This window comes from Microbacterium sp. NPDC080005, assembly GCF_040702445.1.
Classification (GTDB): Bacteria; Actinomycetota; Actinomycetes; order Actinomycetales; family Microbacteriaceae; genus Microbacterium; species Microbacterium oleivorans_D.
On the sequence record NZ_JBFBLD010000002.1, the window covers coordinates 389,131 to 413,121 of the forward strand.

20 protein-coding genes, 1 tRNA gene and 1 pseudogene are annotated in these 23,991 nt (G+C 71.4%); 9 read left to right on the plus strand and 13 right to left on the minus strand.

What is annotated here, in order from left to right; genetic code table 11:
- Nucleotides 1-12: 12 nt before the first annotated feature.
- Nucleotides 13-1,494: an ABC transporter permease gene (locus AB0259_RS08710; RefSeq protein ID WP_366222264.1), complete on the minus strand. Its 1,482-nt coding sequence runs from the start codon at nt 1,492-1,494 to the stop codon at nt 13-15.
- A gap of 148 nt (nt 1,495-1,642) precedes the next feature.
- Nucleotides 1,643-1,733 (minus strand) — tRNA-Ser (locus AB0259_RS08715).
- Between the two features lie 150 nt (nt 1,734-1,883).
- On the opposite strand from AB0259_RS08715, the gene AB0259_RS08720 reads away from it, so the two are divergent.
- The 3 genes from AB0259_RS08720 to AB0259_RS08730 are packed head-to-tail and all read left to right on the plus strand — an operon-like array spanning nt 1,884 to nt 5,101.
- On the plus strand, nt 1,884-2,654 hold the full coding sequence (locus AB0259_RS08720; RefSeq protein WP_366222262.1) for a DUF429 domain-containing protein: 771 nt from the start codon (nt 1,884-1,886) through the stop codon (nt 2,652-2,654).
- Between the two features lie 60 nt (nt 2,655-2,714).
- Complete coding sequence (locus AB0259_RS08725) at nt 2,715-4,094, plus strand: MFS transporter (protein WP_366222256.1); 1,380 nt, start codon at nt 2,715-2,717, stop codon at nt 4,092-4,094.
- Between the two features lie 53 nt (nt 4,095-4,147).
- Nucleotides 4,148-5,101: an L-lactate dehydrogenase gene (locus tag AB0259_RS08730; protein ID WP_366222254.1), complete on the plus strand. Its 954-nt coding sequence runs from the start codon at nt 4,148-4,150 to the stop codon at nt 5,099-5,101.
- 151 nt (nt 5,102-5,252) lie between these two features.
- On the opposite strand, the pseudogene AB0259_RS08735 reads toward AB0259_RS08730, so the two are convergent.
- Both AB0259_RS08735 and AB0259_RS08740 read right to left on the minus strand, forming a co-directional pair.
- Nucleotides 5,253-5,750, minus strand: a pseudogene (locus tag AB0259_RS08735) (TRIC cation channel family protein); the annotation flags it as partial.
- Between the two features lie 27 nt (nt 5,751-5,777).
- Nucleotides 5,778-6,476, minus strand: a complete 699-nt coding sequence (locus tag AB0259_RS08740; RefSeq protein ID WP_366222252.1) for an alpha/beta hydrolase — start codon at nt 6,474-6,476, stop codon at nt 5,778-5,780.
- A 149-nt stretch (nt 6,477-6,625) separates the two neighbouring features.
- Between AB0259_RS08740 and radA the strand changes: the two genes are divergently transcribed.
- The gene (gene radA / locus AB0259_RS08745) at nt 6,626-7,984 is read left to right on the plus strand and encodes a DNA repair protein RadA (protein ID WP_366222250.1); all 1,359 of its coding nucleotides are present in this window, start codon (nt 6,626-6,628) and stop codon (nt 7,982-7,984) included.
- Nucleotides 7,985-7,989: 5 nt separating this feature from the next.
- On the opposite strand, the gene AB0259_RS08750 is transcribed toward radA, so the two are convergent.
- The 3 genes from AB0259_RS08750 to AB0259_RS08760 form a co-directional block, all read right to left on the minus strand.
- Nucleotides 7,990-8,391, minus strand: a complete 402-nt coding sequence (locus AB0259_RS08750) for a dehydrogenase (RefSeq protein ID WP_251577941.1) — start codon at nt 8,389-8,391, stop codon at nt 7,990-7,992.
- A gap of 292 nt (nt 8,392-8,683) precedes the next feature.
- The gene (locus tag AB0259_RS08755) at nt 8,684-9,388 is read right to left on the minus strand and encodes a hypothetical protein (protein WP_251577939.1); all 705 of its coding nucleotides are present in this window, start codon (nt 9,386-9,388) and stop codon (nt 8,684-8,686) included.
- A 45-nt stretch (nt 9,389-9,433) separates the two neighbouring features.
- Nucleotides 9,434-9,946, minus strand: a complete 513-nt coding sequence (locus AB0259_RS08760) for an amino-acid N-acetyltransferase (protein ID WP_366222247.1) — start codon at nt 9,944-9,946, stop codon at nt 9,434-9,436.
- 87 nt (nt 9,947-10,033) lie between these two features.
- On the opposite strand from AB0259_RS08760, the gene AB0259_RS08765 reads away from it, so the two are divergent.
- Nucleotides 10,034-12,544 carry a circularly permuted type 2 ATP-grasp protein gene (locus AB0259_RS08765; protein WP_366222245.1) on the plus strand — a complete coding sequence of 837 codons (2,511 nt, stop codon included), beginning with the start codon at nt 10,034-10,036 and terminating at the stop codon, nt 12,542-12,544.
- A complete protein-coding gene (locus AB0259_RS08770) occupies nt 12,541-13,422 on the plus strand; it encodes a transglutaminase family protein (protein WP_366222243.1) in 882 nt (293 codons plus the stop codon). The genes AB0259_RS08765 and AB0259_RS08770 overlap by 4 nt, the downstream gene beginning before the upstream one ends.
- A gap of 105 nt (nt 13,423-13,527) precedes the next feature.
- Here AB0259_RS08770 and AB0259_RS08775 read toward each other — a convergent pair whose 3' ends face one another.
- The 6 genes from AB0259_RS08775 to AB0259_RS08800 all read right to left on the minus strand — a co-directional run bounded on the left by AB0259_RS08775 (nt 13,528) and on the right by AB0259_RS08800 (nt 20,169).
- On the minus strand, nt 13,528-15,033 hold the full coding sequence (locus tag AB0259_RS08775; RefSeq protein ID WP_366222241.1) for a hypothetical protein: 1,506 nt from the start codon (nt 15,031-15,033) through the stop codon (nt 13,528-13,530).
- A gap of 176 nt (nt 15,034-15,209) precedes the next feature.
- Complete coding sequence (locus tag AB0259_RS08780) at nt 15,210-15,923, minus strand: GntR family transcriptional regulator (RefSeq protein ID WP_366222239.1); 714 nt, start codon at nt 15,921-15,923, stop codon at nt 15,210-15,212.
- Nucleotides 15,920-16,693, minus strand: a complete 774-nt coding sequence (locus AB0259_RS08785; protein WP_366222237.1) for a 3-oxoacyl-ACP reductase — start codon at nt 16,691-16,693, stop codon at nt 15,920-15,922. Before AB0259_RS08785 ends, AB0259_RS08780 begins: the two co-directional genes overlap by 4 nt.
- A gap of 17 nt (nt 16,694-16,710) precedes the next feature.
- On the minus strand, nt 16,711-18,066 hold the full coding sequence (locus AB0259_RS08790) for an aldehyde dehydrogenase family protein (RefSeq protein WP_366222235.1): 1,356 nt from the start codon (nt 18,064-18,066) through the stop codon (nt 16,711-16,713).
- Nucleotides 18,063-18,833, minus strand: a complete 771-nt coding sequence (locus AB0259_RS08795) for a gamma-glutamyl-gamma-aminobutyrate hydrolase family protein (RefSeq protein ID WP_366222233.1) — start codon at nt 18,831-18,833, stop codon at nt 18,063-18,065. Before AB0259_RS08795 ends, AB0259_RS08790 begins: the two co-directional genes overlap by 4 nt.
- Entirely contained in the window at nt 18,814-20,169 is a 1,356-nt protein-coding gene (locus tag AB0259_RS08800) for a glutamine synthetase family protein (RefSeq protein ID WP_366222231.1), read from the minus strand. The genes AB0259_RS08795 and AB0259_RS08800 overlap by 20 nt, the downstream gene beginning before the upstream one ends.
- A gap of 160 nt (nt 20,170-20,329) precedes the next feature.
- Between AB0259_RS08800 and AB0259_RS08805 the strand changes: the two genes are divergently transcribed.
- The 3 genes from AB0259_RS08805 to AB0259_RS08815 all read left to right on the plus strand — a co-directional run bounded on the left by AB0259_RS08805 (nt 20,330) and on the right by AB0259_RS08815 (nt 23,990).
- Entirely contained in the window at nt 20,330-21,874 is a 1,545-nt protein-coding gene (locus AB0259_RS08805) for an amino acid permease (protein ID WP_251577919.1), read from the plus strand.
- Between the two features lie 212 nt (nt 21,875-22,086).
- Nucleotides 22,087-23,676, plus strand: a complete 1,590-nt coding sequence (locus tag AB0259_RS08810; RefSeq protein ID WP_366222225.1) for a radical SAM protein — start codon at nt 22,087-22,089, stop codon at nt 23,674-23,676.
- Complete coding sequence (locus AB0259_RS08815; RefSeq protein WP_366222223.1) at nt 23,673-23,990, plus strand: hypothetical protein; 318 nt, start codon at nt 23,673-23,675, stop codon at nt 23,988-23,990. The genes AB0259_RS08810 and AB0259_RS08815 overlap by 4 nt, the downstream gene beginning before the upstream one ends.
- Nucleotide 23,991: the final 1 nt, after the last annotated feature.

The following is a 23,991-nucleotide window of genomic DNA, read 5'->3' on the forward strand; positions in this document are numbered from 1 at the left end:
TGCGGTCGCGGCTCATGCGACGGCCCTCAGCGCCTCGGCGGGACGCAGCCGCGAGGCGCGCCAGCCGCCGAACACACCGGCGACGAGACCGCCGGCCAGGGCGAGTCCGAGCGCGAGCAGGATGATGGTCGGCGCGAGGGGTGCCGAGAGAGTCAACTCGGATGCCGCTGTCGTCACCGGATCGGCCATCCCGCCGGGGCCTCCGCCCATGCCTCCGGGGCCTGCGCCCATTCCGCCCTGGGGTGCGCTGGCTTCGGCGGCGACCGAGACGGTCGGCGAGATGAGGTTGATCGCGAGGACTCCCAACAGACCGATCGCCACACCGATGACGCCTCCGATGGCGGCCTGCACCACGGACTCGCCGGCCACCTGACCGACCACGCGACGGTCGGACCAGCCGATGGCCTTGAGAGTGCCGATCTCCCGCGTCCGCCGCGAGACACCCGAGATGGTGAAGAGCACGGCGAGCGCGACCGCGACGATCAGCAGGATGACCGAGACCCACGTCCCCAGCCCCGAGATGAGCGTACTGGCGCTCGACAGCGACGACGAGACGGACGAGGCCAGGTCGGACTGAGAGCTCACGGTCGCGTCGGGCAGCTCGGCTTCGAGCGACGACTGCACGGTGCCGATCGCGTCCGCCGAGGCGGCCTGCACGTAGATCGTCGAGACGACGTCGCCGGCTCCCGAGATCTCCTGAGCCGTGCCGAGGGGCAGGTAGACGTTCGCGGCGGTGTCGGCATCCGCCGAGGTGGATGCCACGATGCCGACGACCTCGACGTCGGTGCCGCCGACGTCGATCGTGTCGCCGACGGCAAGCTCCTCGGAGGCCGCATAGGTGGCGTCGACGACCGCGACCTTCGCCCCGGCATCCGCTGCTTCGAGGGCCCGGCCGTCGGTCACCTCGACGGCCGAGAGCGGACCGACCCCGGTGGTGTCGGTCGAGACGCCGAGCACCGTGAACGAGTCGACGCCGAACGAGCCGCCGCCGAATCCTCCGCCGCCCTCGCCCGGTGCCGGGCGTGCGTCTCCGCCGGTCGTGCCCGACTCGGCCCCGTCGCCCGACGGCGCCTGGGGCAGCTCGCCGTCGAAGGTCGTGTTGGTGAGGCTCAGTGCACCGACAGCCGCCGAGACACCGTCGACGTCGGCGACCGTACCGACGGTGGAGCCGTCGAGCGTGCCACGGCGGAAGTCGGTCATCAGCCGGGACTGGCTCAGCGTCGTCGAGCCGTCCTCCCCCGTCTGCGCGCCGTCCTCGTCGAAGTCGAACCGCGGGCCGCCTCCCTGTCCGGGCTCGGCCTGGGCCCCGGTCACGGTCAGATCGGTGCCGACGCCGTAGACCGACGCCAGCGCCGAGGTCTGCGCGTCGCGGACTCCCGCCGCCAGCGAGTTGACGATGATCACGAGTGCGATCGCGAGGGCGAGCCCCGCCGCGACGATGGCCGTCTGCTTCTTGCGCCCCGACAACTCGCGCCGCAGATAGGTCAGGTACATGTCTCTCCTCCTCGGCGCCGAGAGCGCCACGGAGGCGACGGTAGGAACGGTGCACTAACCGCTCATTCACCGATCTGAGGAAAGTCCTATGTGCGGTGCGGGCACTCGCCCTGGAAATGGAAAAACCCCCGACTCGCGGGGGTTTTTCTGGCGGTGACGGTGGGATTTGAACCCACGGTAGGGGGTTACCCTACACAACTTTTCGAGAGTTGCACCTTCGGCCGCTCGGACACGTCACCGTCGTCCAGCTTACGACACGCGAGCGGATGCCGCGAACCGGCGCCTTCTCCTCCTGCCGAGGCGTCGCAGATCGTCGCTCAGAGCACGCGTCGACAGCCGTCTGCGGCCACCCGATGCGCGTCGGCGAACGACCGGGGTAGCGTCGGCGTGTGATCACCACGGGAGTCGACCTCGCCGCGCAGCCTGCACGCACGGCGGTCGCCGTCCTCGCGTGGCACGCGGAGGGCGCGGAGCTCTGCGAGCTCCGGCTCGGTGCGGACGATGCCGACGTCGTGCGCCTGGCGCGGGATTCCGCGACGGTCGGCATCGATTGCGCCTTCGGATGGCCGGACGAGTTCGTCGCCTACGTCAGCGCGCACGCGCGCGGCGACGCCCCGCATCCGGACCTCCGCGGCATCGCCGGACGCCGGCGTCTCGCCTACCGCGAGACCGACCGCGTGATCCAGACCCTCACCGGGCGACTGCCGCTCAGCGTCTCGACCGATCGACTCGGCCTCACCGCGATGCGCTGCGCCGACCTCCTCGCCTCCTTCGCCGACGCCGGCGACTCCGTCGACCGGTCCGGCGCCTCAGGACGGCTCGTCGAGGTCTACCCCGCCGCCGCCCTCCGCAGCTGGCGCATCGACGTGACCGGCTACAAGACGGATGCCGCGGCCCGCGTCGCCGCGACCGCGAACCTCCTCGCCGCGGCGCCGTGGCTCACCGTCTCTGCCGAGCAGCGCGGGCTGATGGAGGCATCGGACGACCCGTTCGACGCCGTGGCCGCCGCGCTCATCGCCCGGGCGCACGCGCTTCGTGCGACGCATCCGCTCCCACCCGCGCACGCCGACCGCGCCCGCCGTGAGGGCTGGATCACCCTCCCCGCCGGCCCCCTCACCGACCTGCACCCGACGCGAACTGTCGTCTCGGCGGCGGAATGAGCGCCGTTCGCGTCGGCTCGGCCGCAACGGTGCTCCCCCGGACGGGTCTACGGTGAGGCTGTGAGCGCCCCGACGACGACCCCGCGATTCGGACTCATCGTCGCGATCGCGGCGCTCGCGTCGGCAGTCGCCTTCCTCGACGGCACCGTCGTCAACGTCGCCCTGCCCGCGATCGGCGAGGAGCTCGGCGGCGGCCTGTCGACGCAGCAGTGGACGGTGGATGCCTACCTCCTCACCCTGAGCTCCCTCATCCTCTTCGCCGGTTCGGTGAGCGATGCCTTCGGCCGCGTGCTGGTTCTGCGCATCGGACTCATCGGCTTCGGCGTCGCCTCGATCGGCGTCGGCCTCGCCCCCGACCCGGTCGTCCTCATCATCGCGCGGGCGTTGCAGGGCGCCGCCGGCGCCTTCCTCGTCCCGAGCTCGCTCGCGCTCATCACCTCCCTCCTGAACGGCCCCGCCCAGGCGAAGGCGATCGGTCAATGGACGGCGTGGACGACCGCCGCCAACCTCGCCGGCCCCCTCCTCGGCGGACTCTTCGTCGACCTGCTGTCGTGGCGGTTCGCCTTCCTCGTGCAGATCATCCCGATCGCCGTCACCTTCGTGCTGCTCGCCCGCCTCGGCCACGTCGACCACCGCCGCGACGACGCGCACCTCGACCTCGTGAGCGCGGCGCTGTGCACACTCGGGCTCGGCGGCGTGGTGTTCGCCTTGATCGAGCAGCCGAATCTCGGGTGGGGCCATCCGGCGATCTGGATGCCGCTGGTCGCCGGCATCCTCATGTTCACCGCGTTCCTCCTCCGGCAACGGACCGTCCCGTCGCCCATCCTGCCGCTCGGCATCTTCCGGGTGCGGAACTTCTGGACCGGCAACCTCGCGACCCTCTTCATCTACGCCGCGCTCACGCTCAACGGCTTCGTCGTCGGCGTCTACCTGCAGCAGGGCGCCGGGCTCAGCGCGACCCTCGCGGGACTGGCGAGCCTGCCCACCACCGCCGCGCTCATCGCGCTCAGCTCGGTGGTCGGCGGGTGGGTGGGCCGGTTCGGACCGCGCCTGTTCATGACCGTCGGACCGCTCGTGATGGCGGTCGGGTCTCTGATGCTCCTCGCCGTCGGAGAGGACTTCGACTACTGGACGCAGGTGCTGCCGGGACTCGTCGTGTTCGGCCTGGGACTCGGCGTCACGGTGTCGCCACTGACCTCGACGATCCTCGGCGCGATCGGCGGCGAGCGCTCGGGCATCGCCTCGGCGACCAACAACGCGGTCTCCCGCATCGCCGGCCTCGTCGTCATCGCCATCCTGGCCGTCATCATCGGCGGCTCGCTCGACCTCGACGGATTCCACCGCTCGGCGTGGGTCACCGCGATCCTCATGGCCGCCGGCGGGGTCGTGTCGTTCCTCGGCATCCGCAGGCCCGTTCCCACCGACGCACCACCGGCCTGATTTCCACGGCCCGATCCGGGCCACCCCCGAGCAGCGACTGCCACACTGGCCCTATGAGCGTCATCGAGAACTCGAAACTCACGGTCGTCGGCGCGGGGGCCGTCGGATCGAGCGTCGCCTACGCCGCCCTGATCCGGGGATCGGCGCGGCACGTCGCCCTCTACGACATCGCCGCGGAGAAGGTGGAGGCCGAGGTCCTCGACCTCGCCCACGGCGCCCAGTTCACCGGGTCGAGTGACATCTCGGGCGGTGCCGACGTCTCCGTCGCCGCCGGATCGCACGTCGTCGTGATCACCGCCGGTGCCAAGCAGAACCCGGGCCAGACCCGCACCGAGCTCGCCGGTGTCAACGCCGGCATCCTGCGACGGATGCTGCCGCAACTGCTCGAGGTCGCACCCAACGCCGTCTACGTCATCGTCACCAATCCGTGCGACGTGCTCACCGTCATCGGTCAGGAGGTCACGGGGCTGCCGCCGGAGCGGATCTTCGCCTCGGGGACGGTGCTCGACACGTCACGCCTGCGGTGGAAGCTGGCCCAGCGCGCCGGGGTGTCGACCTCGAGCGTCCACGCGTACATCGTCGGCGAGCACGGCGACACGGAGTTCCCGCACTGGTCGCGGGCGACGATCGGCACCGTCCCGATCCTGGACTGGCAGCCACCCGACGGCCAGCCGCGCTTCACCGCCGACGAGCTCGACGCCATCGCCGTCGAGGTGCGGGATGCTGCGTACAAGGTCATCCAGGGGAAGGGCGCGACGAACTACGCGATCGGGCTCTCGAGCGCCCGCATCGTCGAGGCCATCCTCGGTGACCAGCACGTCGTCATGCCGGTCTCGACGGTGCTGAGCCATTTCCAGGGCGTCGACGGGGTCGCCCTTTCCGTGCCGTCCGTGGTGAGCAGCGCAGGTGCCCGGCCGATCCTCGAGACCTCGTTCTCAGAGGGCGAGCTGGCCCTTCTGCACCGCTCCGCGGACGCCCTCCGGACTGTCGCGACCTCCCTGCGCTGAGCGGATCACGCCCGTCGCGCGCGCGGAACGAGATCTGCTCGGGGAAGGTCCAGTCGAACACGACCGCCGAGATGCGCACGGCCGTGGTGACGGCGATGCAGACGAACCCGGCGATGAGGATCGGCACCGCGAGGGCGTCGAGGACCACGAGCACGACGATCCCGGCGCCGGCGGCGACCGCGTACAGCGTGCTCACCTGCAGGAATGAGAAGGGCAGGTTCAGGGCGACGTCGCGCAGGATGCCGCCGCCGATGGCGCCGATCACCCCCACCACGACCGCACCCACCGGCCCGACGCCGAGGGACAGCGCCTTGGAGGCACCGATGGCGCCGAACATGCCCATGACGATCGCGTCGAGGACCACGAGCGGCCACACCACACGCGACAGGAGCGGCTGCACGACCATGCCGACGAGCGCACCGGCCGCCGCGACCAGCAGATACCAGTTCTCCCAGATCACGACGGGCGGCTGATTCAGCACGACGTCGCGCAGCAGACTGCCGCCGAGAGCGACGAGCAGCCCGATCACGAGCACCCCGAGCAGGTCGATGCGCTGATGACGATGCTCCGCCGCGAGGACCGCGCCCTGCACGCCGCCCAGCCCCGCGGCCAGCAACTCGGCCCAGAGCGGGACGGCGAACGGGCTCATGTCGCCACTCCTCGTCGTCGACTCGTCTCAGCGCCCGGCGCTCGCCGCGGCGTCCTCGATGACGTTCGCGACCGTCTCGGCCTGGGAGATGAACAGCGCGTGGCTCCCGGGGACGTTCGTGATCTTCGCGCCGACGCGTGAAGCCATGTGCTGCAGCATGGCCTGGTCGAACGCCTTGTCCTCCGTGGCGATGACGGCCCAGCTCGGCGTGTCGCGCCAGGCGGCGGTGGTGACGGCCTCACCGAAGACCGACATGTTGACCGGCACCTGGCTGTCGGCGAGGAACGCGGCATCCGCCTCGTCGATGTCGGCGGCGAAGCCCGCCCGGAAGTGGTCGCGGGCGAGGAAGCCGTAACCGTCCTCGCGCACGTCGATGACGAACTCGGGGGTGGCCGCGAAGCCCTCGTACTGCTGCGCCGAGGTCTCACCGGCGTCGGGGATCAGCGCCGAGACGTAAACCAGTGCGGCGACCTTCTCGTGCGTTCCCGCCTGCGTGATGACGGTGCCGCCCCAAGAGTGTCCGACGAGGACCACGGGGCCGTCCTGCTGGTCGAGAACGCGGGTCGTCGCGGCTACGTCCGCGTCGAGCGAGGTGAGCGGATTCTGCACGATCGACACGCGGTAGCCGCGTGCGGTGAGCAGGTCGTAGACGAGGCGCCATCCGGCTCCGTCGGCGAATGCGCCGTGGACGAGGACGACGTTGGTGATGCGGTCTGCAGTGGTCATGGCCTTCTTCTCTCTGGAGGGCTCCGGCGAGCCGGGATGATGTGGGGTGTAACGGCTGTGATACGCAATATATTGCATATTGTAGAGGGGAATCCAGACCAGGTTCTGGAGGGCCGATCAATGTCGGATGCCGCGGCTAGCCTGAACGCATGGCTCCACGACGTCCCGCCCCGACCGCAGCGTTCCGCTGCACCGAGTGCGGATGGACGACGGCCAAATGGGTCGGCCGGTGCGGCGAGTGCCAGCAGTGGGGCACCGTGGTCGAAGCATCGGCGCAGACCGGGATCACGGCATCCGTCACCCCCGTCACACCGACACGCAGTGCCCGTCCGATCACGCAGATCGACACACGCGAGACGCCGCGCCGAACGAGCGGCGTCGGCGAGTTCGACCGCGTGCTGGGCGGCGGCATCGTGCCGGGGGCCGCGATCCTGCTGTCGGGCGAGCCGGGCGTCGGCAAGTCCACGCTGCTCCTCGAGGTCGCCGCGCAGAGCGCCCGCGCCGGGCGGCGCGTGCTCTACGTCAGCGCCGAGGAGTCGCTGAGCCAGGTCCGCCTGCGGGCGGAACGCACAGGCGCCCTCCACGACGAGCTCTATCTCGCGAGCGAGACCGACCTCGCCACCACCCTCGGCCACGTCGACGACGTGCGGCCCGACCTCCTCATCGTCGACTCGGTGCAGACCGTCTCATCGAGTCTCATCGACGGGGCCGCCGGTCAGCCGAGTCAGGTGCGAGAGGTGGCGTCCACCCTCATCCGCGTCGCGAAGGAACGCGATCTTCCCGTCGTGCTCGTCGGCCACGTGACCAAGGACGGCCAGGTCGCGGGACCGCGCATCCTCGAGCACCTCGTCGATGTCGTCTGCCACTTCGAAGGCGACCGGCAGACCTCGCTGCGGTTCGTGCGGGCGCTCAAGAACCGCTTCGGCGCGACCGACGAGGTCGGGTGCTTCGACATGGCCGGCGACGGCATCGCCGAGGTCCCCGACCCGAGCGCGCTGTTCCTCAGCAACCGCCCCAGCGAACCGGGCACGTGCGTGACGGTCGCCCTCGAGGGGCGTCGCGCGCTGCCGGTCGAGGTCCAGGCGCTGACGCTCCACACGTCGGCCCCGAATCCCCGCCGCATCGTCAGCGGCGTCGACGGCGCCCGCGTCGCGATGGTGCTCGCCGTCCTCGAGAAGCGGGCGGGCATCAAGCTGTCCGACCAGGACGTCTACGTCTCCACGGTGGGCGGCGTGCGACTGACCGAACCGGCCGCCGACCTCGCGATCGCGCTCGCCATCGCGAGCGCCGCCACCGAGCGACCGAACCCCGCGAAGCTCGCAGCGATCGGCGAGCTCAGTCTGTCGGGTGAGATCCGGCGGGTGACGCAGCACGACCAGCGACGCTCCGAAGCCGCCCGCCTGGGGTATCGCGCCGTCATCGACGCCGGTGCCGGCACGCTGCGCGACGCCCTCGCTCAGCGTGCGCGTCATCACGCACCGCGACCGGACGATCGCCCCGACTTCTGAGCCGGTCAGGCCTCGAGGGCGGCGATCAGGTCGGCCGGGGCGGCCTGCATCGGATGCGGCCCGGCGATGTCGAAGAACACGGTCGTGATCTCCTCACCGTGGGTGCTGAGGAAGGCCCGGAGCCACGCCGGGGACTGCAGGCCGACACCGGGCGGGAGGGATGCGGGCTTGTTCGCGGCATCGCTGAAGAGCAGCAGCGCGACGTCGCCCGTCGCGGGGTCGCGGTACGTCCACACCTCACCGGCATCGCGAGGGTCGTCCCGCGCACCGGGGCGCAGCAGCGGCACGACTGTGGGGCCGTGGCGGAGCGCGAAGGCGACCGCCGCCATGTCCTGCGTCTGGAGCGCGTCAGCGAGTTGCGTGTTGCGGAACTCGAGCGGCTTCTTGTCGCGCTTCTTCCCGGCCATCCCCTCAGCCTACGGCGGCTCGCGCCGCTGTCGTGAGAACGTAAGGGGGCCCCCTCGAACTCCCCATTGGGGACTGGAGAAGTCGAGAGGGCCCATCACTCACCGGCGGCGGGGGGGGGGATCCGATCGCCACACCTCTGGGGGTCGGTGTGACTCCGTTGCTGGGGACAACGGGGAATGCCGCCGGGAGCTGCCCTCAGGCTACGCGGCGACCACAGAGCGGCGACAGGGGTGCACCCGGCGAGAACATGAGAATCCTCTCAGAATGTCTCGTGAGCGGAGGCTCCGAGCGTCACCTGATGGTGAACGAGGCGGGCTCGACGGACCCGATGCCGCCGATCGAGACCGAGAGGTTGTACCAGCCGGGAAGAGCCTTCTGCCGGTCGTCGTCGCAGGTGTCGACCGACGATCGCGTGCGATCCCAGACCAGAGGCGCCGCGCTCGTGACCGTCTGGCCGGCATCCAACTGGACGACCTGATCGCTCGGCTCGGTCTGACAGTCGGTCGACCGCCACCACGTGTCGCTCCCGCTCGTGATCTCGAAGGTCTGAGCCGCCGTCCCGACGTTGATCAGGCACGGCAGCTCGGTGTCGTTGACGAGTCGGATGGACAGCTGCGGCAACTCTCCGGTGCCGTACGAGCTCTTGTCGACGACGGCGGTCACCGTGACGTCGCCGGTCGTGCAGGCCTCCGGCGTGGGCTCGTCGTCCGCGGGCGCTCCGGTGTCGCCGTCCGCGGACGAGGTGACGCGCGGGCTCGGTGTCGCCGCGGGCGTGGGGGAACCGCTCGGGGTCGGTGCCGCGCTGGTCGCGGGGGTGGAGGATGCCGGTGCGGCGCTCGTCGGCTGCCGCGCAGCATCCGCCGACGCCCGCCAGGGCTGCCAGGCGACGACCGCGACGATTCCGCCGACGATCAGCAGGGCGAGCAGCACCACGGCGAGCCGGCGGCGCCGGTACACGGCGGGCGTCGGCCGGCGTCGGGGGGTCTGGCTGCTCACGCGTCCAGGGTACGCACGCCCTTCGCGCGCGCCCGCCCGGCGCGCCTATAACTGCTTGAGCATCCGGGTGTTGCCCAGGGTGTTGGGCTTCACGTGGGCGAGGTCGAGGAACTCCGCGACACCCTCGTCCGGGCTCCGCAGCAGCTGCGAGTAGACATCGGGGGCGACCACCTGCTCACCGATCTCGGCGAACCCGCGCCGCGAGAAGAACGGCACCTCGAACGTCAGGCAGAAGAGGCGGCGCAGCCCCAGCGCACGTGCGTTCTCCTCCAGCAGATCGACGACCGCGCCGCCGACGCCGCGATGCAGCCAGTCGTCGGCGACGATGAGCGTGCGGATCTCGCCGAGGTCCTCCCACATGACGTGCAGCGCACCGCATCCGACGAGCCGGTCGCCGGCCTCGGCGACGACGAACTCCTGGACGGTCTCGTACAGCGTGACCCGCTCCTTGCCGAGCAGGATGCGGCGCTGCACCCACGGCTCGAGGAGCTCCTGGATGCCGGGGACGTCGGAGGTCCGCGCGGGTCGCACGGTGAAGGAGGCGTCCGATCCCGTCATGCATCCCACTGTATTCGGCCCGGACCGGCGGGAACGCGCGGACCGACCCTGCGCGTGCCCCTACGCTGGACACGGAAGGGGACCTGCGTGAGTGTGCTCCGTGACTATGCCGCGGCCGTGTCGCAGCCGACGCTGCCGTTCGCCGCGGCGGCGCCGCGGTTCGATGAGGTCGTCGACGCCGACGGCACGCTGCGTCCCGCGTGGCAGGGCCTCGCGACACTCGCGCTCGGGCTGACCCGCGAGGAGCTCGACCGGGTCGACGGCGAGATCTCGCGCTTCCTCGCCGACGACGGTGTCTCCTATGCCCGGGCGGGTGCGGAGCTGCAGCCGTGGCAGCTCGATCCGATGCCGTTCGTGATGGATGCCGCGGGGTGGGCGCGCCTGGACGTCGGGCTCGCGCAGCGCGCCGAGCTCCTGAACGCGCTCCTCGCCGACCTCTACGGACCGCAGGTCGTGCTGCGCGAGCGCATCGTCCCGGCCGCGGTCGTCCTCGGCCACGCCGGCTTCGTCCGCGCGATGGCGCGCTGCCCCGACGACACCCCGCCGCCCGACCTGCTGCTGTCGGCGACCGACCTCGGGCGTGACGCAGCCGGCGAGTGGCACGTGCTCGCGGACCGCGTGCAGGCACCGTCGGGCCTCGGGTACGCCGCCGAGAACCGACGTGTCATCTCCCAGGTGCTGCCGGACCTGCTGGACCAGGGTGCCCTGCACCGGATGGACCCGTACTTCGCGGCTCTCCGAGCCGCACTCCTCGCGGCGGCGCCCGAGGGTGTCACTGCGCCGCGCATCGTCGTCCTCTCCCCCGGCCCGCTCTCCGAAACAGCCTTCGATCAGGCGTTCCTTGCGAATGCGCTCGGTTTCCCGCTGGTGCAGGGCAGCGACCTCGTCGTGCGCGACGGGGCGGTGTGGATGAAGCCCGCCCAGTGGCCGGCCCGCGCGCCCCGCGAACGCGTCGACGTCATCCTGCGGCGCGTCGACGCCGAGTGGTGCGACCCCCTTGAGCTGCGCTCGGGGTCGCGGCTCGGTGTCGCGGGCCTCGCCGAGGCGGTGCGCCGCGGGCGCGTGCGCGTCGTCAACGGGCTGGGCGCCGGTGTGCTCGAGAACCCTGCCCTCCTCCCCTACCTGCCGGCGGTGTGCGAGCGCCTGCTCGGCGAGCAGCTGCGCCTTCCCTCGGTGCCCGCGTGGTGGCTCGGCGACGCCGAGGCCCGCGCCGAGGCCGTCGGCCGCCTCGAGGCCGGCGATCCCGCCCTCGAGCTCTTCCATATCGACGACCCGCGCCGCGCGCTCGACGCCGCCGACCCCGGGGTCCGCGCCCGTATCGACCGCGATCCCCACCACTTCGCGGCCGTCGAGAAGCTGCACCTGTCGCAGGTTCCGGTGTGGGATGCCGGGGGCGCGGCATCCGCTCTGCCCGTCACCCTACGGGGTTTCGCGATCCGGTTCGGCTCGACGTACCGTCCGCTCGTCGGTGGCCTGGCGACGGTGCGGAGCGCCCCCGAGGCGGCGCCCCGGACGAAGGACGTCTGGGTCCTGAAGTCGGACGAGAACGATCCCGATCAGGGGATCGCGGACGTGGCATCCCTGCCGACGACACGGAGCGACCCGACCCTCGCACCGCGTGCCCTCTCGGACCTGTTCTGGACGGGCCGTTACGCGGAGCGCGCGGAGGACCTGCTGCGGCTGGTCATCGCGACGCAGGCAGCGCTCGATCAGCCCGGTGCGCACACGGCGGAGCGGGCGGCCGAGAGTGTGCGGGTGCTCCTCGCGGCGCTCGACACCCTCGCGGGGACCCGGGCGTCCGACCCCGAGGCGGAGTTCCGCTCGCTGCTGCTCGACGCCTCCCGTCCGGGCTCGGCGGCGCACTCCATCGCCCGGCTGCGCGACGCGATGGAGGGGGTGCGCGACCAGCTGTCGGGTGACACCTGGCGGGTCTTCTCGAACATCGACCGTGCCGTGCGCGCGCTGCGGGGCGCCCCGCATCCGCACCGCACCGCCGAGTCCGCCGGTCGCATGCTCGCCTCGATGCTGTCGCTCTACGGTGTGACGGCGAACATGATCCGCGACCCCGGATGGCACATGATGGAGGCCGGTCGCTACCTCGAACGCGGTCTGCAGCTGACGACGCTGCTGTCGTCGGCGCTGTCGGCCAGTCGCGGTCCGCGCACCGATCGCGAAGTCCTCGAATCGCTGCTGCTCTCGGCCGAGAGCGTCGTGACGCACCGGCGCCGCTACCGCGGAGCGATGCGGGCGGCCGACGTCGCCGAGCTGCTGCTGCTCGACCGCGGCAACCCGCGTTCTCTCGCCTTCTCGCTGCAGACCCTGCGCGAGCACCTCGCTGCTCTGCCGGCCTCGACCGGCTCGTCACGGGCCGAACGACTGCTCGACCAGCTCGAGACGGGGCTCGCCGAGGTCGAGGTGCTCGAGATGACCGCCGTCGTCGGCGGACGTCGCGAGCGTCTCGCGGATGGCCTCGACAGCATCCGCGCGCAGCTCGAGCAGCTGTCCGACGCGATCGCCGACCTGCACTTCGAGGCCGGTCCACCCGCCGTCTCGATCACGGAGCTGTCGCTCATCGAGCTGACGGGGGCGCGCGCATGACCCGGTACCGGGTGTGGCACCGCACCGCGTACACGTACAGCGACGCCGTGCAGGACAGCATCGGCCAGTTCCACCTGCGCCCGCGCGACCTGCCGTGGCAGCGGATCGCCGAGGCGGAGGTCACCGTGGATCCGGCCCCCGGGGACGTGTCGCCGCGCACCGACTGGTTCGGCAACTCGTCGACCTACTTCCACGTGACCGACCCGCACGAGGCGCTGACGATCGAGGCGACGAGCGAGGTGGCCGTCGCGGTGCCCGAGTACGACGCCGAGGCCCTCGCGCAGCCGTGGGAGCTCGCGCGGCCGCTGCGGCATCCCGACCTCCCCGGTGCGGTCGAGGCGACCGAGTACGCGCTCGAGTCCGCCCGCGCCGCGCACGATGAGGCGGCGTACGCGTACGGCGCGGATTCGCTCACCCCGGGCCGGCCCATCGGCGAGGCGGCGACCGATCTCATGCAGCGGGTCTTCCGCGACTTCGATTACGACAAGACGGCGACCACCGTGACGAGCACGGTCGCAGATGCGATGACCAAACGCGCCGGCGTCTGCCAGGACTTCGCCCACGTCGCCCTCGCCTGCCTGCGCACCCACGGGGTGGCCGCCCGGTACGTGTCGGGATACCTCGCGACGCAGCCGCCGCCCGGCAAGGAACGCGTGTTCGGCGCGGACGCGTCGCACGCCTGGCTCGCCGTATGGCTGCCCGGGGCCGACCAGTGGCTGGCGATCGACCCGACCAACAACCAGTGGGCGAACGACCGCTACGTCACCGTCGCCTGGGGCCGCGACTACGGCGACGTCTCCCCCGTGACCGGCATCATCTTCACGGAGGCCAAGACCTCGACCCTGCGCGTGCAGGTCGACGTCGCCCCGCTCGACTGACCCTTGCCGTGCGTGCGCGGATGCAACAGATCCGCCCCGACACCCCGGCGTGACACGAGCGGATGCCGCGGGTCGCCCGGCATCCGTTGCATCCGCTGACGCGGGTCAGTTCTGGGGGTCCCCCAGCGGCAGCACATGCGAGCCGAAGTCGAGGATCGTGTAGCGCCCGCACGCGACCGGGGTCGCGGCGAGGGGCGACAGTCCGGCGGGCAGCTCGTAGGGCGCGTCGGCGGCGCCCTCGACGAGGAACGTCACCGGCCCGAGACGCTCGCCGCGGTTCACGAGCCAGTCGTACGGGCGCAGGGTGTGGTCGACCTGCACGAGCTGCGACGGGTCGGCGAGTGCGAGCTTCGGCGCGCGCACGGTCCAGAACTGCCCGGCGCCGGTCCGGCCGGACTGCTCGACCCAGCGAGTGACACAGGCGAGATCGGCGTCGCCTCGACCGGCGGCAGCCGCCGCGAGCGGCACCGCGACCACACCCGCGAGTGCGAGCGCGCCGGCCGTCGCCACCCCCACCGCGCGCGGGACCGACACCGGCGGCGGCGCCACCGCGAGCACGAGGATCGGCAGGAACACCCACGGCTGCAGGTACCGATCGGCATCCGTCCCGGCGACGACGACCAGGAGCGTCGCCGCGACCGGTGCCGCGACCGCGATCGCGCACACCGCAGCGACCGCCGCATCGCGACGGCGCCATGCGCGCATCCCGACCACGCCGCAGGTGACGAGGAGCGCGAGAACCGCGACGGACCAGAGGACCCCGTCCCAGCGCCCGATGGTCCCGCCGATCGCGCCGGCGACGTGCGCCAGCGCGGCATCCGCCTGATCCGGCCTCAGATACTGGCCGCCCGCGGCGACGATGTTCCCCGCAAAGGGCGCGCGGCCGAGGTAGCCGATCGCCGCACCGATGAGCACCGCCCCGGCGACCGACGAGGCCGTCCGCGGCGCGAGGCGACGACCGCACAGGAGGATGCCGACAATTCCGACGACCGGCAGGACGCACCACACCACGAACAGCGGATTCGTGAGCGTCGACACCGCGGCGACGACGACGATCCCCGCGAGCACCCGCCGCACCGGAGCGCCGTCGAGGAGGCGCCGCACCAGCCCGGCGACGACGAGTGTGGCGACGACCGTGGCCGAGTAGTACGTCGTCGTCGCGGTCAGCAGTGCGAGGTGGAGCCCCGGCATCCCCGCCGGCCCTTCGAGGAGGATGAGTCCGACGAACGCCGCGAACGCGAACACCGCTCCCCGCACGGCACCTGCGCGTCGCCGGCCGGCGACGAGGCGGATGCCGCCGTACACGGCGAGCAGGTTCACGACGGCGTTGAGCGTGAGGGTCGCGGCGGTCCCGAAACCGAAGAGCGACAGCCCGGCGTACACCGCGGTCTCAGGCAGGAACAGCACGGGCGACAGTGCCCAGTCCTGCGGATCGCCGCGACGCAGGGAATCCGCCATCAGTGCGACGACGACCGAGTCACCGTCGCGGTAGAGCAGCCAGGAGCTCGTCGACGCGACCACCGCGACGGCGACCAGCGCGAGCGCGAGCGCGGCGACCCACCCGGCGACCTCCGCCGCGCCGCGCCGTCGCACCGCCCTCACCTGCGTCATCCCGGCCCGCGTCATCACCGCTCAGCACACCAGATCCGCACCGGCGGCACCAGTCGGCGCGTGCACGGATGCAATGGATCTGACCCGACACGCCCAGCCGCGGCGAGCGGATGCCGGGTGTCGCCCGGCATCCATCGCATCCGCGAACGCGACGAGCGCCGCGGAACACCCTCCGCTCAGCCCAAGAACCCCCGCAGCAGCGCCTCGGATCCGGCGAGGTGGTCGAGCACGGCGGCCTCGGCGGCGTCGGGCTTGCCGGCGAGGATCGACGCCACGATCCGCTCGTGCTGCGCGTCGGAGTGCTCGATGTTGCGGGGCAGCAGGGGGAACGTGTCGAGCCACGCGTTCACCCGCGCCCGGTTCTCGACGATCAGAGGCAGCAGCGACGGGATGCCGCTGGCCTCCGCGATCGCGAGGTGCAGCAGCGAGTCGAGCCGGCGGTACTCCCCCTCGTCGGCTCCGACGGTCGCGTGATGCCGCTGCTCGAGCGCGGTGCGCGCGGCATCCGTCAACGCCAGCGAGGCCGCGGCGCGCGCCGCACCCGCCTCGAGCACGCGCCGCAGGCCGAGGACGTCGTCGAGCTCGGCAGCGTCGACGGGACCGGTCGGCACCGGCAGCAGATCGGCGACGAACGTGCCGCCGTACCGGCCGCGACGCCGCACGACGTACCCCGCATCGGCGAGCTCGCCGATCGCTTGTCGCACGGTGTCGCGGCTCACGCCGTAGCGCTCGGCGAGGTCGCGCTCGGAGGGAAGGGACTCCCCCGGCGCGACGACGCCGAGCCGCACGGTCTGAACGAGGCGGGCGACGGTGTCCTCGAGCGCGTTGCCACCGCGCACCGGCCTGTAGACGGTGCGGCCGAGGTCGGGCGGCGACGCGGCGCGGGTCACAGCGGAGTCACGTAGGCGTTCGTGATGCCGCCGTCGACGACGAAGGCGTTCGCGGTGATGAACGAGGCGTCGTCCGAGGCGAGGAAGGCGACGGCCGCGGCCATCTCCTCGGGCTCGGCGAAGCGCCCCATGGGCACGTGCACGAGGCGGCGCTGCGCGCGCTCGGGGTCCTTGGCGAACAGCTCCCGCAGCAGCGGCGTGTTCACCGGTCCCGGGCAGAGCGCGTTGACGCGGATGCCCTGCCGGGCGAACTGCACGCCGAGCTCGCGGGTCATCGCGAGGACGCCGCCCTTCGACGCGGTGTACGAGATCTGCGAGGTGGCCGAGCCGAGCAGCGCGACGAACGACGCCGTGTTGATGATCGAGCCCTTGCCCGCCGGCACCATGTGGCGCAGCGCCGCGCGGGAGCAGAGGTAGACGCTCTTGAGGTTGACGTCCTGCACCTTGTCCCACGCGGGCAGCTCGGTCGTCTCGATCGAGTCGTCGTCGGCGGGCGAGATGCCGGCGTTGTTGAAGGCGATGTCGACCGAGCCGAGGTCGGCGGCGACGCCGTCGAAGAGCGCGTCGACGGATGCCTGGTCTGCGACGTTCACCTGGCGGAAGACGCCGCCCACCTCGTCGGCGGCCTTCTGGCCGGTCACCGGGTCGAGGTCGGCGATGACGACGCGGGCGCCCTCGGCGGCGAAGCGGCGGGCGGTCGCGAGGCCGATGCCGCTGGCACCGCCGGTGATGATGGCGACGCGGTCGCGCAGGCGCTGGGTGAGGTCCATTCGGGAGGTCCTTCCGGTCAGGAGGTGGCGTAGAAGACGTTCTTGGTCTGGGTGAAGTGCTCGGCGGCATCGGGCCCGAGTTCGCGGCCGAGGCCCGAGGCCTTCATGCCGCCGAACGGGGTCGCATACCGGACCGACGAGTGCGAGTTGACCGACAGCACACCGCTGCGCACTCCACGGGAGACGCGGATACCGCGCCCCAGGTCGCGGGTCCAGATCGAGCCGGCGAGCCCGTAGACGGTGTCGTTCGCGAGGGCGATCGCGTCGGCCTCGTCGTCGAACGGCAGCACGGCGACGACGGGCCCGAAGACCTCCTCCTTCGCGATGCGGTCGTCCCGTCCGGCGAGGACGACGGTCGGCGCGAACCAGAAGCCGTCGCCGCCGGGGGCGGACCCGCGGAACGCGACGTCCGCGCCGTCGACGTAGGACGCGACGCGGTCGCGTTGCGCGGCGGAGATGAGCGGTCCCATCTCGGTGCCCTCGTCGTTCGGGTCACCGACGCGCCAGGCGGCGACGGCGGGTTCGACGAGTTCGAGGAACCGGTCGTAGACGGAGCGCTCGACGAGCAGACGGCTGCGGGCGCAGCAGTCCTGACCCGCGTTGTCGAACACCGATCCGGGGACGGCCGCGGCGGCCGCCTCGAGGTCGGCGTCGGCGAAGACGACGTTCGCACTCTTGCCGCCGAGCTCCAGGGTCACGGGCTTGAGCTCTCGCGCGCATCCCGCGGCGACCTGCGTGCCGACGCGGGTCGATCCGGTGAAGACGACCTTGTGCACGTCGGGATGCGTCACGAACCGCTCACCGACGACGGGACCGGCTCCGGGGATGACGGTGAAGACCCCGTCGGGCAGCCCCGCCTCGAGGGCGAGGTCGCCGAGGCGCATCGCCGTCAGCGGCGTGAGCTCGGCCGGCTTCAGGACGACGGCATTCCCCGCGGCGAGCGCCGGCGCGAACCCCCACGAGGCGATCGTCATCGGGAAGTTCCACGGCACGATGATCCCGACCACGCCATAGGGCTCGTGATAGGTCACGTCGAGACCCCCGGCGACGGGGATCTGACTGCCGATCAGGCGTTCCGGCGCACCCGCGTAGTAGTTGAGCACCTGCGCGACGTGCGATGCCTCCCACCGGGCCGACGAGATCGGATGCCCCGCCTCGAGCACCTCGAGCTGGGCGAGCTCCTCGACGTGGTCCTCGACGACGCGCGCGAAGTTCCGCAGCGCGTCGGCACGGGCGACGGGCGCGAGCTCGGCCCACGCGCGCTGCGCACGGACGGCGCGGGCGATCGCGGCATCCGTCTCCTCCACCGAGGCGAGTTCGACGTCGCGCACCGCGGCGCCGGTGGCGGGGTTCAGGACGGTGAAGACGCTCACGCGGCGACCCCCCGGTGCGCGGCGGCGTAGGCGTCGGCCGCGGCGACCAGCCCGAGGAACAGGCGCCGGTCGGCGGAGTTCTCCTCGGGGTGCCATTGCACCGCGACGAGGTAGTCGTCGCCGGGCGCCTCGAAGGCCTGCACGAGTCCGTCGTCCGTCCGGGCGGTGGCGACGAGTCCTTCGCCGAGACGATCGATGCCCTGGTGGTGGTAGCTGTGCACCGTGTACGGACCGGCGCCGACAAGGCCGGCGAGCGTGGTCTCGGCATCCACCTCGACGGTGTTCTCGGCGAACACGCCGCCGCCGATCTTGTACCGCTCGGTGCCGAGCGCCTCGGGCAGGTGCTGGTGAAGCGTGCCGCCGTACGCGACGTTGATGAGCTGCAGCCCGCGGCAGATGCCGAACACCGGCATGCGGCGCTCGCGGGCTCCCGCAAGGAGGGCGAGCTCCCACTCGTCGCGGTCCGCGCGGGCAGGGTCGGTGAGCGGATGCCGGGGCGCCCCGTACAGCTCGGGCTGGACGTCGAGCCCGCCGGTGAGGATGAGCCCGTCGAGGCCGTCGAGCACCGCCGCGGCGGCCGCCTGAGCCGACGGCTGGGGCGGCAGCAGGACGGCGACGCCGCCCGACGCGGTCACGGCGTCGAAGTACTGCTGCGGCAGAAAGCTGGCACGGACGTCCCAGACTCCCTGCGTCGCGCGCTCGAGATAGGTGGTCAACCCGATGACGGGACGGCGACCGCCCGTCGGGTCAGAGGCGTTCGAAGCCACGGATGCGCTCCCAGTCGGTCACGGCGGCGTCGAAGGCGAGGACCTCGACGCGAGCCTGGTGCAGGTAGTGGGCGACGACGTCCTCACCGAAGGCGGCCCGGGCGATCTCGGACTTCTCGAAGAGGTCTGCCGCCTCGCGGAGCGTCGTCGGCAGGTGCTCGACATCGGAGTCGTAGGCGTTGCCGGTGAGCGGGGCGGGCAGCTCGAGCTCGTTCTCGATGCCGTACAGGCCGCCCGCGATGATCGCCGAGATCGCGAGGTACGGGTTCACGTCGCCGCCGGGCACGCGATTCTCGACGCGCAGCGACGAGCCCTTCCCGACGACGCGCAGTGCGCACGTGCGGTTGTCGACGCCCCACGCGATGCCGGTCGGGGCGAACGAGCCCTTGGCGAAGCGCTTGTACGAGTTGATCGTCGGCGCGTAGAGCAGCGTGAACTCGCGAAGGGTGGCGAGGATGCCCGCGATCCAGTGCTGCATGAGCGGGCTGAATCCGTGCTCACCGTCGCCGGCCATGACGGCCTCGCCGTCCTCGCCGCGCACGGAGAGGTGGATGTGGCAGCTGTTGCCCTCGCGCTGGTCGAACTTCGCCATGAAGGTGAGCGATTTGCCGTGCGCGTCGGCGATCTCCTTCGCCCCGTTCTTGTAGATCGTGTGCTGGTCGGCGGTCTCGAGCACCTCCGCGAAGCGGAACGCGATCTCCTGCTGGCCGTCGTGGCACTCGCCCTTGACGCCCTCGCAATAGAGGCCGGCGCCCTCCATGCCGCGGCGGATGTCGCGCAGCAGCGGCTCGAGCCGGGTGGTGGCGAGCAGGTTGTAGTCGACGTTGTAGTCGGTGGATGCCTGGAGTCCGACGTAGCGCTTGGCCCAGGCATCCCGGAACGAGTCGTCGAAGACGATGAACTCGAGCTCCGTGCCGGAGTAGGCGACGAGGCCCCGGTCGGCGAGACGCTGCCGCTGGGCGTTCAGGATGCCGCGCGGCGACTGCGCGACGGCGCCGCCGCGCACGTATTCGAGGTCGGCCATGACGAGCGCCGTGGCCGGCTGCCACGGGATGCGGCGGAGGGTCGCCATATCGGGGCGCAGGACGAGGTCGCCGTAGCCCTTGTCCCAGCCCGACATCGCGTACCCGTCGATCGTGTTGAGGTCGACATCCACCGAGAGCAGGTAGTCGCACACCTCCGCGCCGTGGCCGGCGACCTCGTCGAGCCAGAACCTGCCTGCGACGCGCTTGCCGACCAGGCGTCCCTGCGCGTCGGGGAAGGCGACGATCACCGTGTCGATCTCATCCTTGGCAATCGCGTCGGCGAGCTCGTCCACCGTCAGATTTCCGGGCATCCGTCATCCTTCCGTCGTGCGCTGGTCGGGTCTGTAACGAGAACGCTACATGCCAAAGGTAGACACGGCATACCAATAGACGCCACACTCATCCGCAAGGCGTGAGCCAGCGCGCCGACCCGACGGCGCCCTGCCGCGCCGACCGCAGCCAGGAGGTCTCATGACGAATCCGAGCACCACTCCCCCCGCCACCGGCGGTGTCCGCTACACCCGCGCCGAGGACGGCTACTTCGAGAAACGCACGCTGAAGCGCTCCGCAGGTGTGTGGGGGCTCTGGGGCCTCGCGGTCGCCGCCGTCATCTCGGGCGACTTCTCGGGCTGGAACTTCGGCATCGGCTTCGCCGGATTCGGCGGCATGCTCATCGCCTTCGCTGTGCTCGTGCTCATGTACTACGGCCTGACCTTCTCGATCGGCGAGATGGCGGCCGCGATGCCGCACACCGGCGGCGCCTACTCGTTCTCGCGCTCGGCGATGGGCCCCTGGGGCGGCCTGGCGACCGGCCTCGCCGAGACGATCGAGTACGTCGCCACGACCGCGGTGGTCGTGTACTTCTCGGGCCAGTACGCCGACTCGGCGCTGTCGCTGCTGACCGGCGTCAGCCTGCCCCCGTGGCTGTGGTGGGTCATCCTCTACGCGCTGTTCATCGCCCTCAACGCCGCCGGTGCCGCCGTCTCGTTCGGCTTCGCGATCGTCGTCTCGATCATCTCGATCGGGATCATCGTCGTCTTCGGCGTCATGGCGCTCGTCTCGGGAGCCTTCAGCTGGGACGCCCTGTGGGACATCGCCCCCAACCCCGACGCGTTCGCCTCATCGACGTTCCTCCCCGAGGGCATCGGTGCGGTCCTGCTCGCGCTGCCGTTCGCGATGTGGTTCTTCCTCGGCATCGAGGAGCTGCCGCTCGCCGCGGAGGAGTCGCACAACCCTGCCCGTGACATCCCGCGCGCCGGCCTCTGGGCCCGCGGCACGCTCATCGTCACGGGTCTGATCGTGCTGTTCCTCAACACCGGCGTGCTCGGCGCCGAGGTGACGGGCGGCTCGGTCGAACCACTCCTCGACGGCTTCAAGGCGTTCCTGCCGGATCAGGCCGCCGCGATCCTGTCCCTTCTCGCCCTCATCGGCCTGCTGGCCTCGCTCATGGGCATCATGTTCGCCTACGGGCGCAACATGTACTCGCTGTCCCGCGCCGGGTACTACCCGCGCTGGCTGTCCCTCACGGGCAAGCGCCAGACGCCGTGGGTGGCGCTCACCTTCGGCGCCGTTCTGGGCTTCATCGCGCTCGTCATCCTGCAGGCTGCCGGCGGCGACGCCAGCCCGGCCGGTGCGATCGTCCTGAACATCGCCGTGTGGGGCGCGGTGCTCGCGTACTTCCTGCAGATGGTGTCGTTCATCATCCTGCGTCGGAAGTTCCCGAACGCCGAGCGTCCGTACAAGAGCCCGTGGGGCCTGTTCGGCGCCTACTCCGCGGCGATCATCGCGGCGATCGTGTTCGTCGGCCTGCTGTTCAACCCGGCCTACCTGCTCGCGATCGTGGCGATCATCATCGTCTACGTCGTGATCTTCATCGGGTTCGCCGTCTACGGTCGCACCCGCCTCGTCCTGTCTCCCGAGGAGGAGTACGCGCTCTCCGGCGGTCTGCACGGCGACCCGCAGCGCGAGGGCTACGACGCCATGGAGAAGGACGTCTTCGGCGATCGTCGCTCCTGATCGACCCGGACGGGCCGGGCGCTGCTGAGGGCGCGCCCGGTCCGTTCGCACGTCCGGGCGTGTTCGCGGATGCAACAGATCGCGCACGACACGCGGGTGACGGCGACGCGGATGCCGGGTGTCGCCCGGCATCCGTTGCATCGGCGGACGCGGGCCGCCGTTGAACGCGGTCCACCCCCAGGCCCGGCCGACCCCGGGACTAGGGTGTGGGCATGAGCCACGCCGGAGCGGGGATGCCCCTGCGCGACTATCGGATCCACCGCTACGTGAACGCGTTCTGCCCGACGTGCCACGAGGAGGACCCGGACCGTCCGCTGAGCGAGGTGCGCAGGCTGTCGGGGTGGCTCGCCGACCGCGACGGCACCGTCTGGCTGGAACGCGGATGCCCCGATCACGGCCTCGTGCGCACGCTCTACGACGAGTCGGCCGAGATCCTCACCTACCTCGAGCAGTGGACCGCGCCGACGAAGGTGCACGGTCCCGACACGACGGGCAACTTCAAGCCGGTGCCCTCGGCGTACGAGGACGGTCTGCCGCAGATGCAGACCCAGCACACCTGCATCCTCCTCGAGGACCTGCTCGACCACTGCAACCTCAAGTGCCCGACCTGCTTCGCGGAGTCGAGCCCCGCCGCCTCCGCCATCGCACCGCTCGCCGAGGTGCTCGCCTCCGTCGACGCGCGACTCGTGAAGGAGAACGACCGCATCGACGTGCTCATGCTGTCGGGCGGCGAACCGACCCTCTACCCGTGGCTCGAGCAGCTCCTCGAGCATCTCGTCGCCCGGCCGATCGTCCGCATCCTGCTGAATTCGAACGGCCTCCGCATCGCGCAGGACGACGCCTTCGTCGAGGTGCTGAAGAAGCACCGCGAGCGGGTCGAGGTCTACCTGCAGTACGACGGCGAATCGGCCGCGGCATCCGCCTTCCACCGCGGCGCCGACATCCGCCGGTTCAAGGAGCGCGCGATCGAACGGCTGTCGGATGCCGGGGTCTTCACCACGCTGACGATGACGGCGACCCTCGGGGTCAACGACGGCGAGATCGGCGCGGTCATCCGCCGCGCGATGGCGACACCGTTCGTCGGCGGCGTGACGGTCCAGCCGGTGTTCGGCTCGGGACGCTCGTCGGGCATCGACCCCATCGACCGCCTCACGCACACCGGCGTGCTGAACCGACTCGGGCCGCAGACCGACGGCGAGGTCACCTGGCGCGACCTGACCGCGCTGCCGTGCAGCCACCCGCACTGCTGCTCGGTCGGCTACCTGCTGAAGGACGACGCCGGCGAGTGGAAGTCGCTCGTCGGCCTCATCGGCCACGAGCGGTTGAAGGACTTCCTCGACCTGCAGCCCGACATGATCGCGAACCGCATCGCCGACAGCAACGTGAACAAGGCGATCCGCGAGGTGGTGAAGGGGTCGCTCCTCGACCTGCTGAGCGAGCAGTCGTCGCTGTCGCATCCGTCCATGAGCTCGATCTGGCGCGACATCTGCCAGAACTGCGACCTCGGGATCGGGACCCTCGCGACCCTGGCCGCATCGAAGCTCCCGGGCCAGCATGCGCGGCTGCGCAAGATGATGGGCGAGCGGGTGCTGCGGATCACGGTGAAGCCGTTCATGGACATCAACACGATGATCGAGGAACGGCTCACGCAGTGCTGCGTGCACGTCGCGACGGTCAACGAGTCGACCGACGCGCACCAGTGCGCCCCGTTCTGCGCCGTGCAGGCGTGGGCGCCCCTCGGCCGCACCCGCCTGTCGACCGCGACGGGCGGCCGGCGTCAGATCCCGGTGAGCGTGTCGTGAGCACCGCCGGGTTCGGGCACCTCAATCAGCGCGACGAGACCGTCGCCGATCCGGTCGCGCCGTTCGACCCGCTGCGGCTGTGCGTGTTCGCGACGATCGCCGCGATCGCCGCCGTCACGGGTCCCCTCGCGGTCGCCGTCTTCGCCGGTGTCGCCATCGCCGGGTACGCGCGCGCACGGCGTGCGGGACTGCTCCGATCGCGATGCAAGCTCGGCGACACCCGCCTCGTCCTGGCGTACCTGTGCGTGCTCGGGGTTCTCGCCCTGGCGGCGATCCCGCTGTGGGTCATGCTCTGGATGCGGCTGCTGGGCTGAC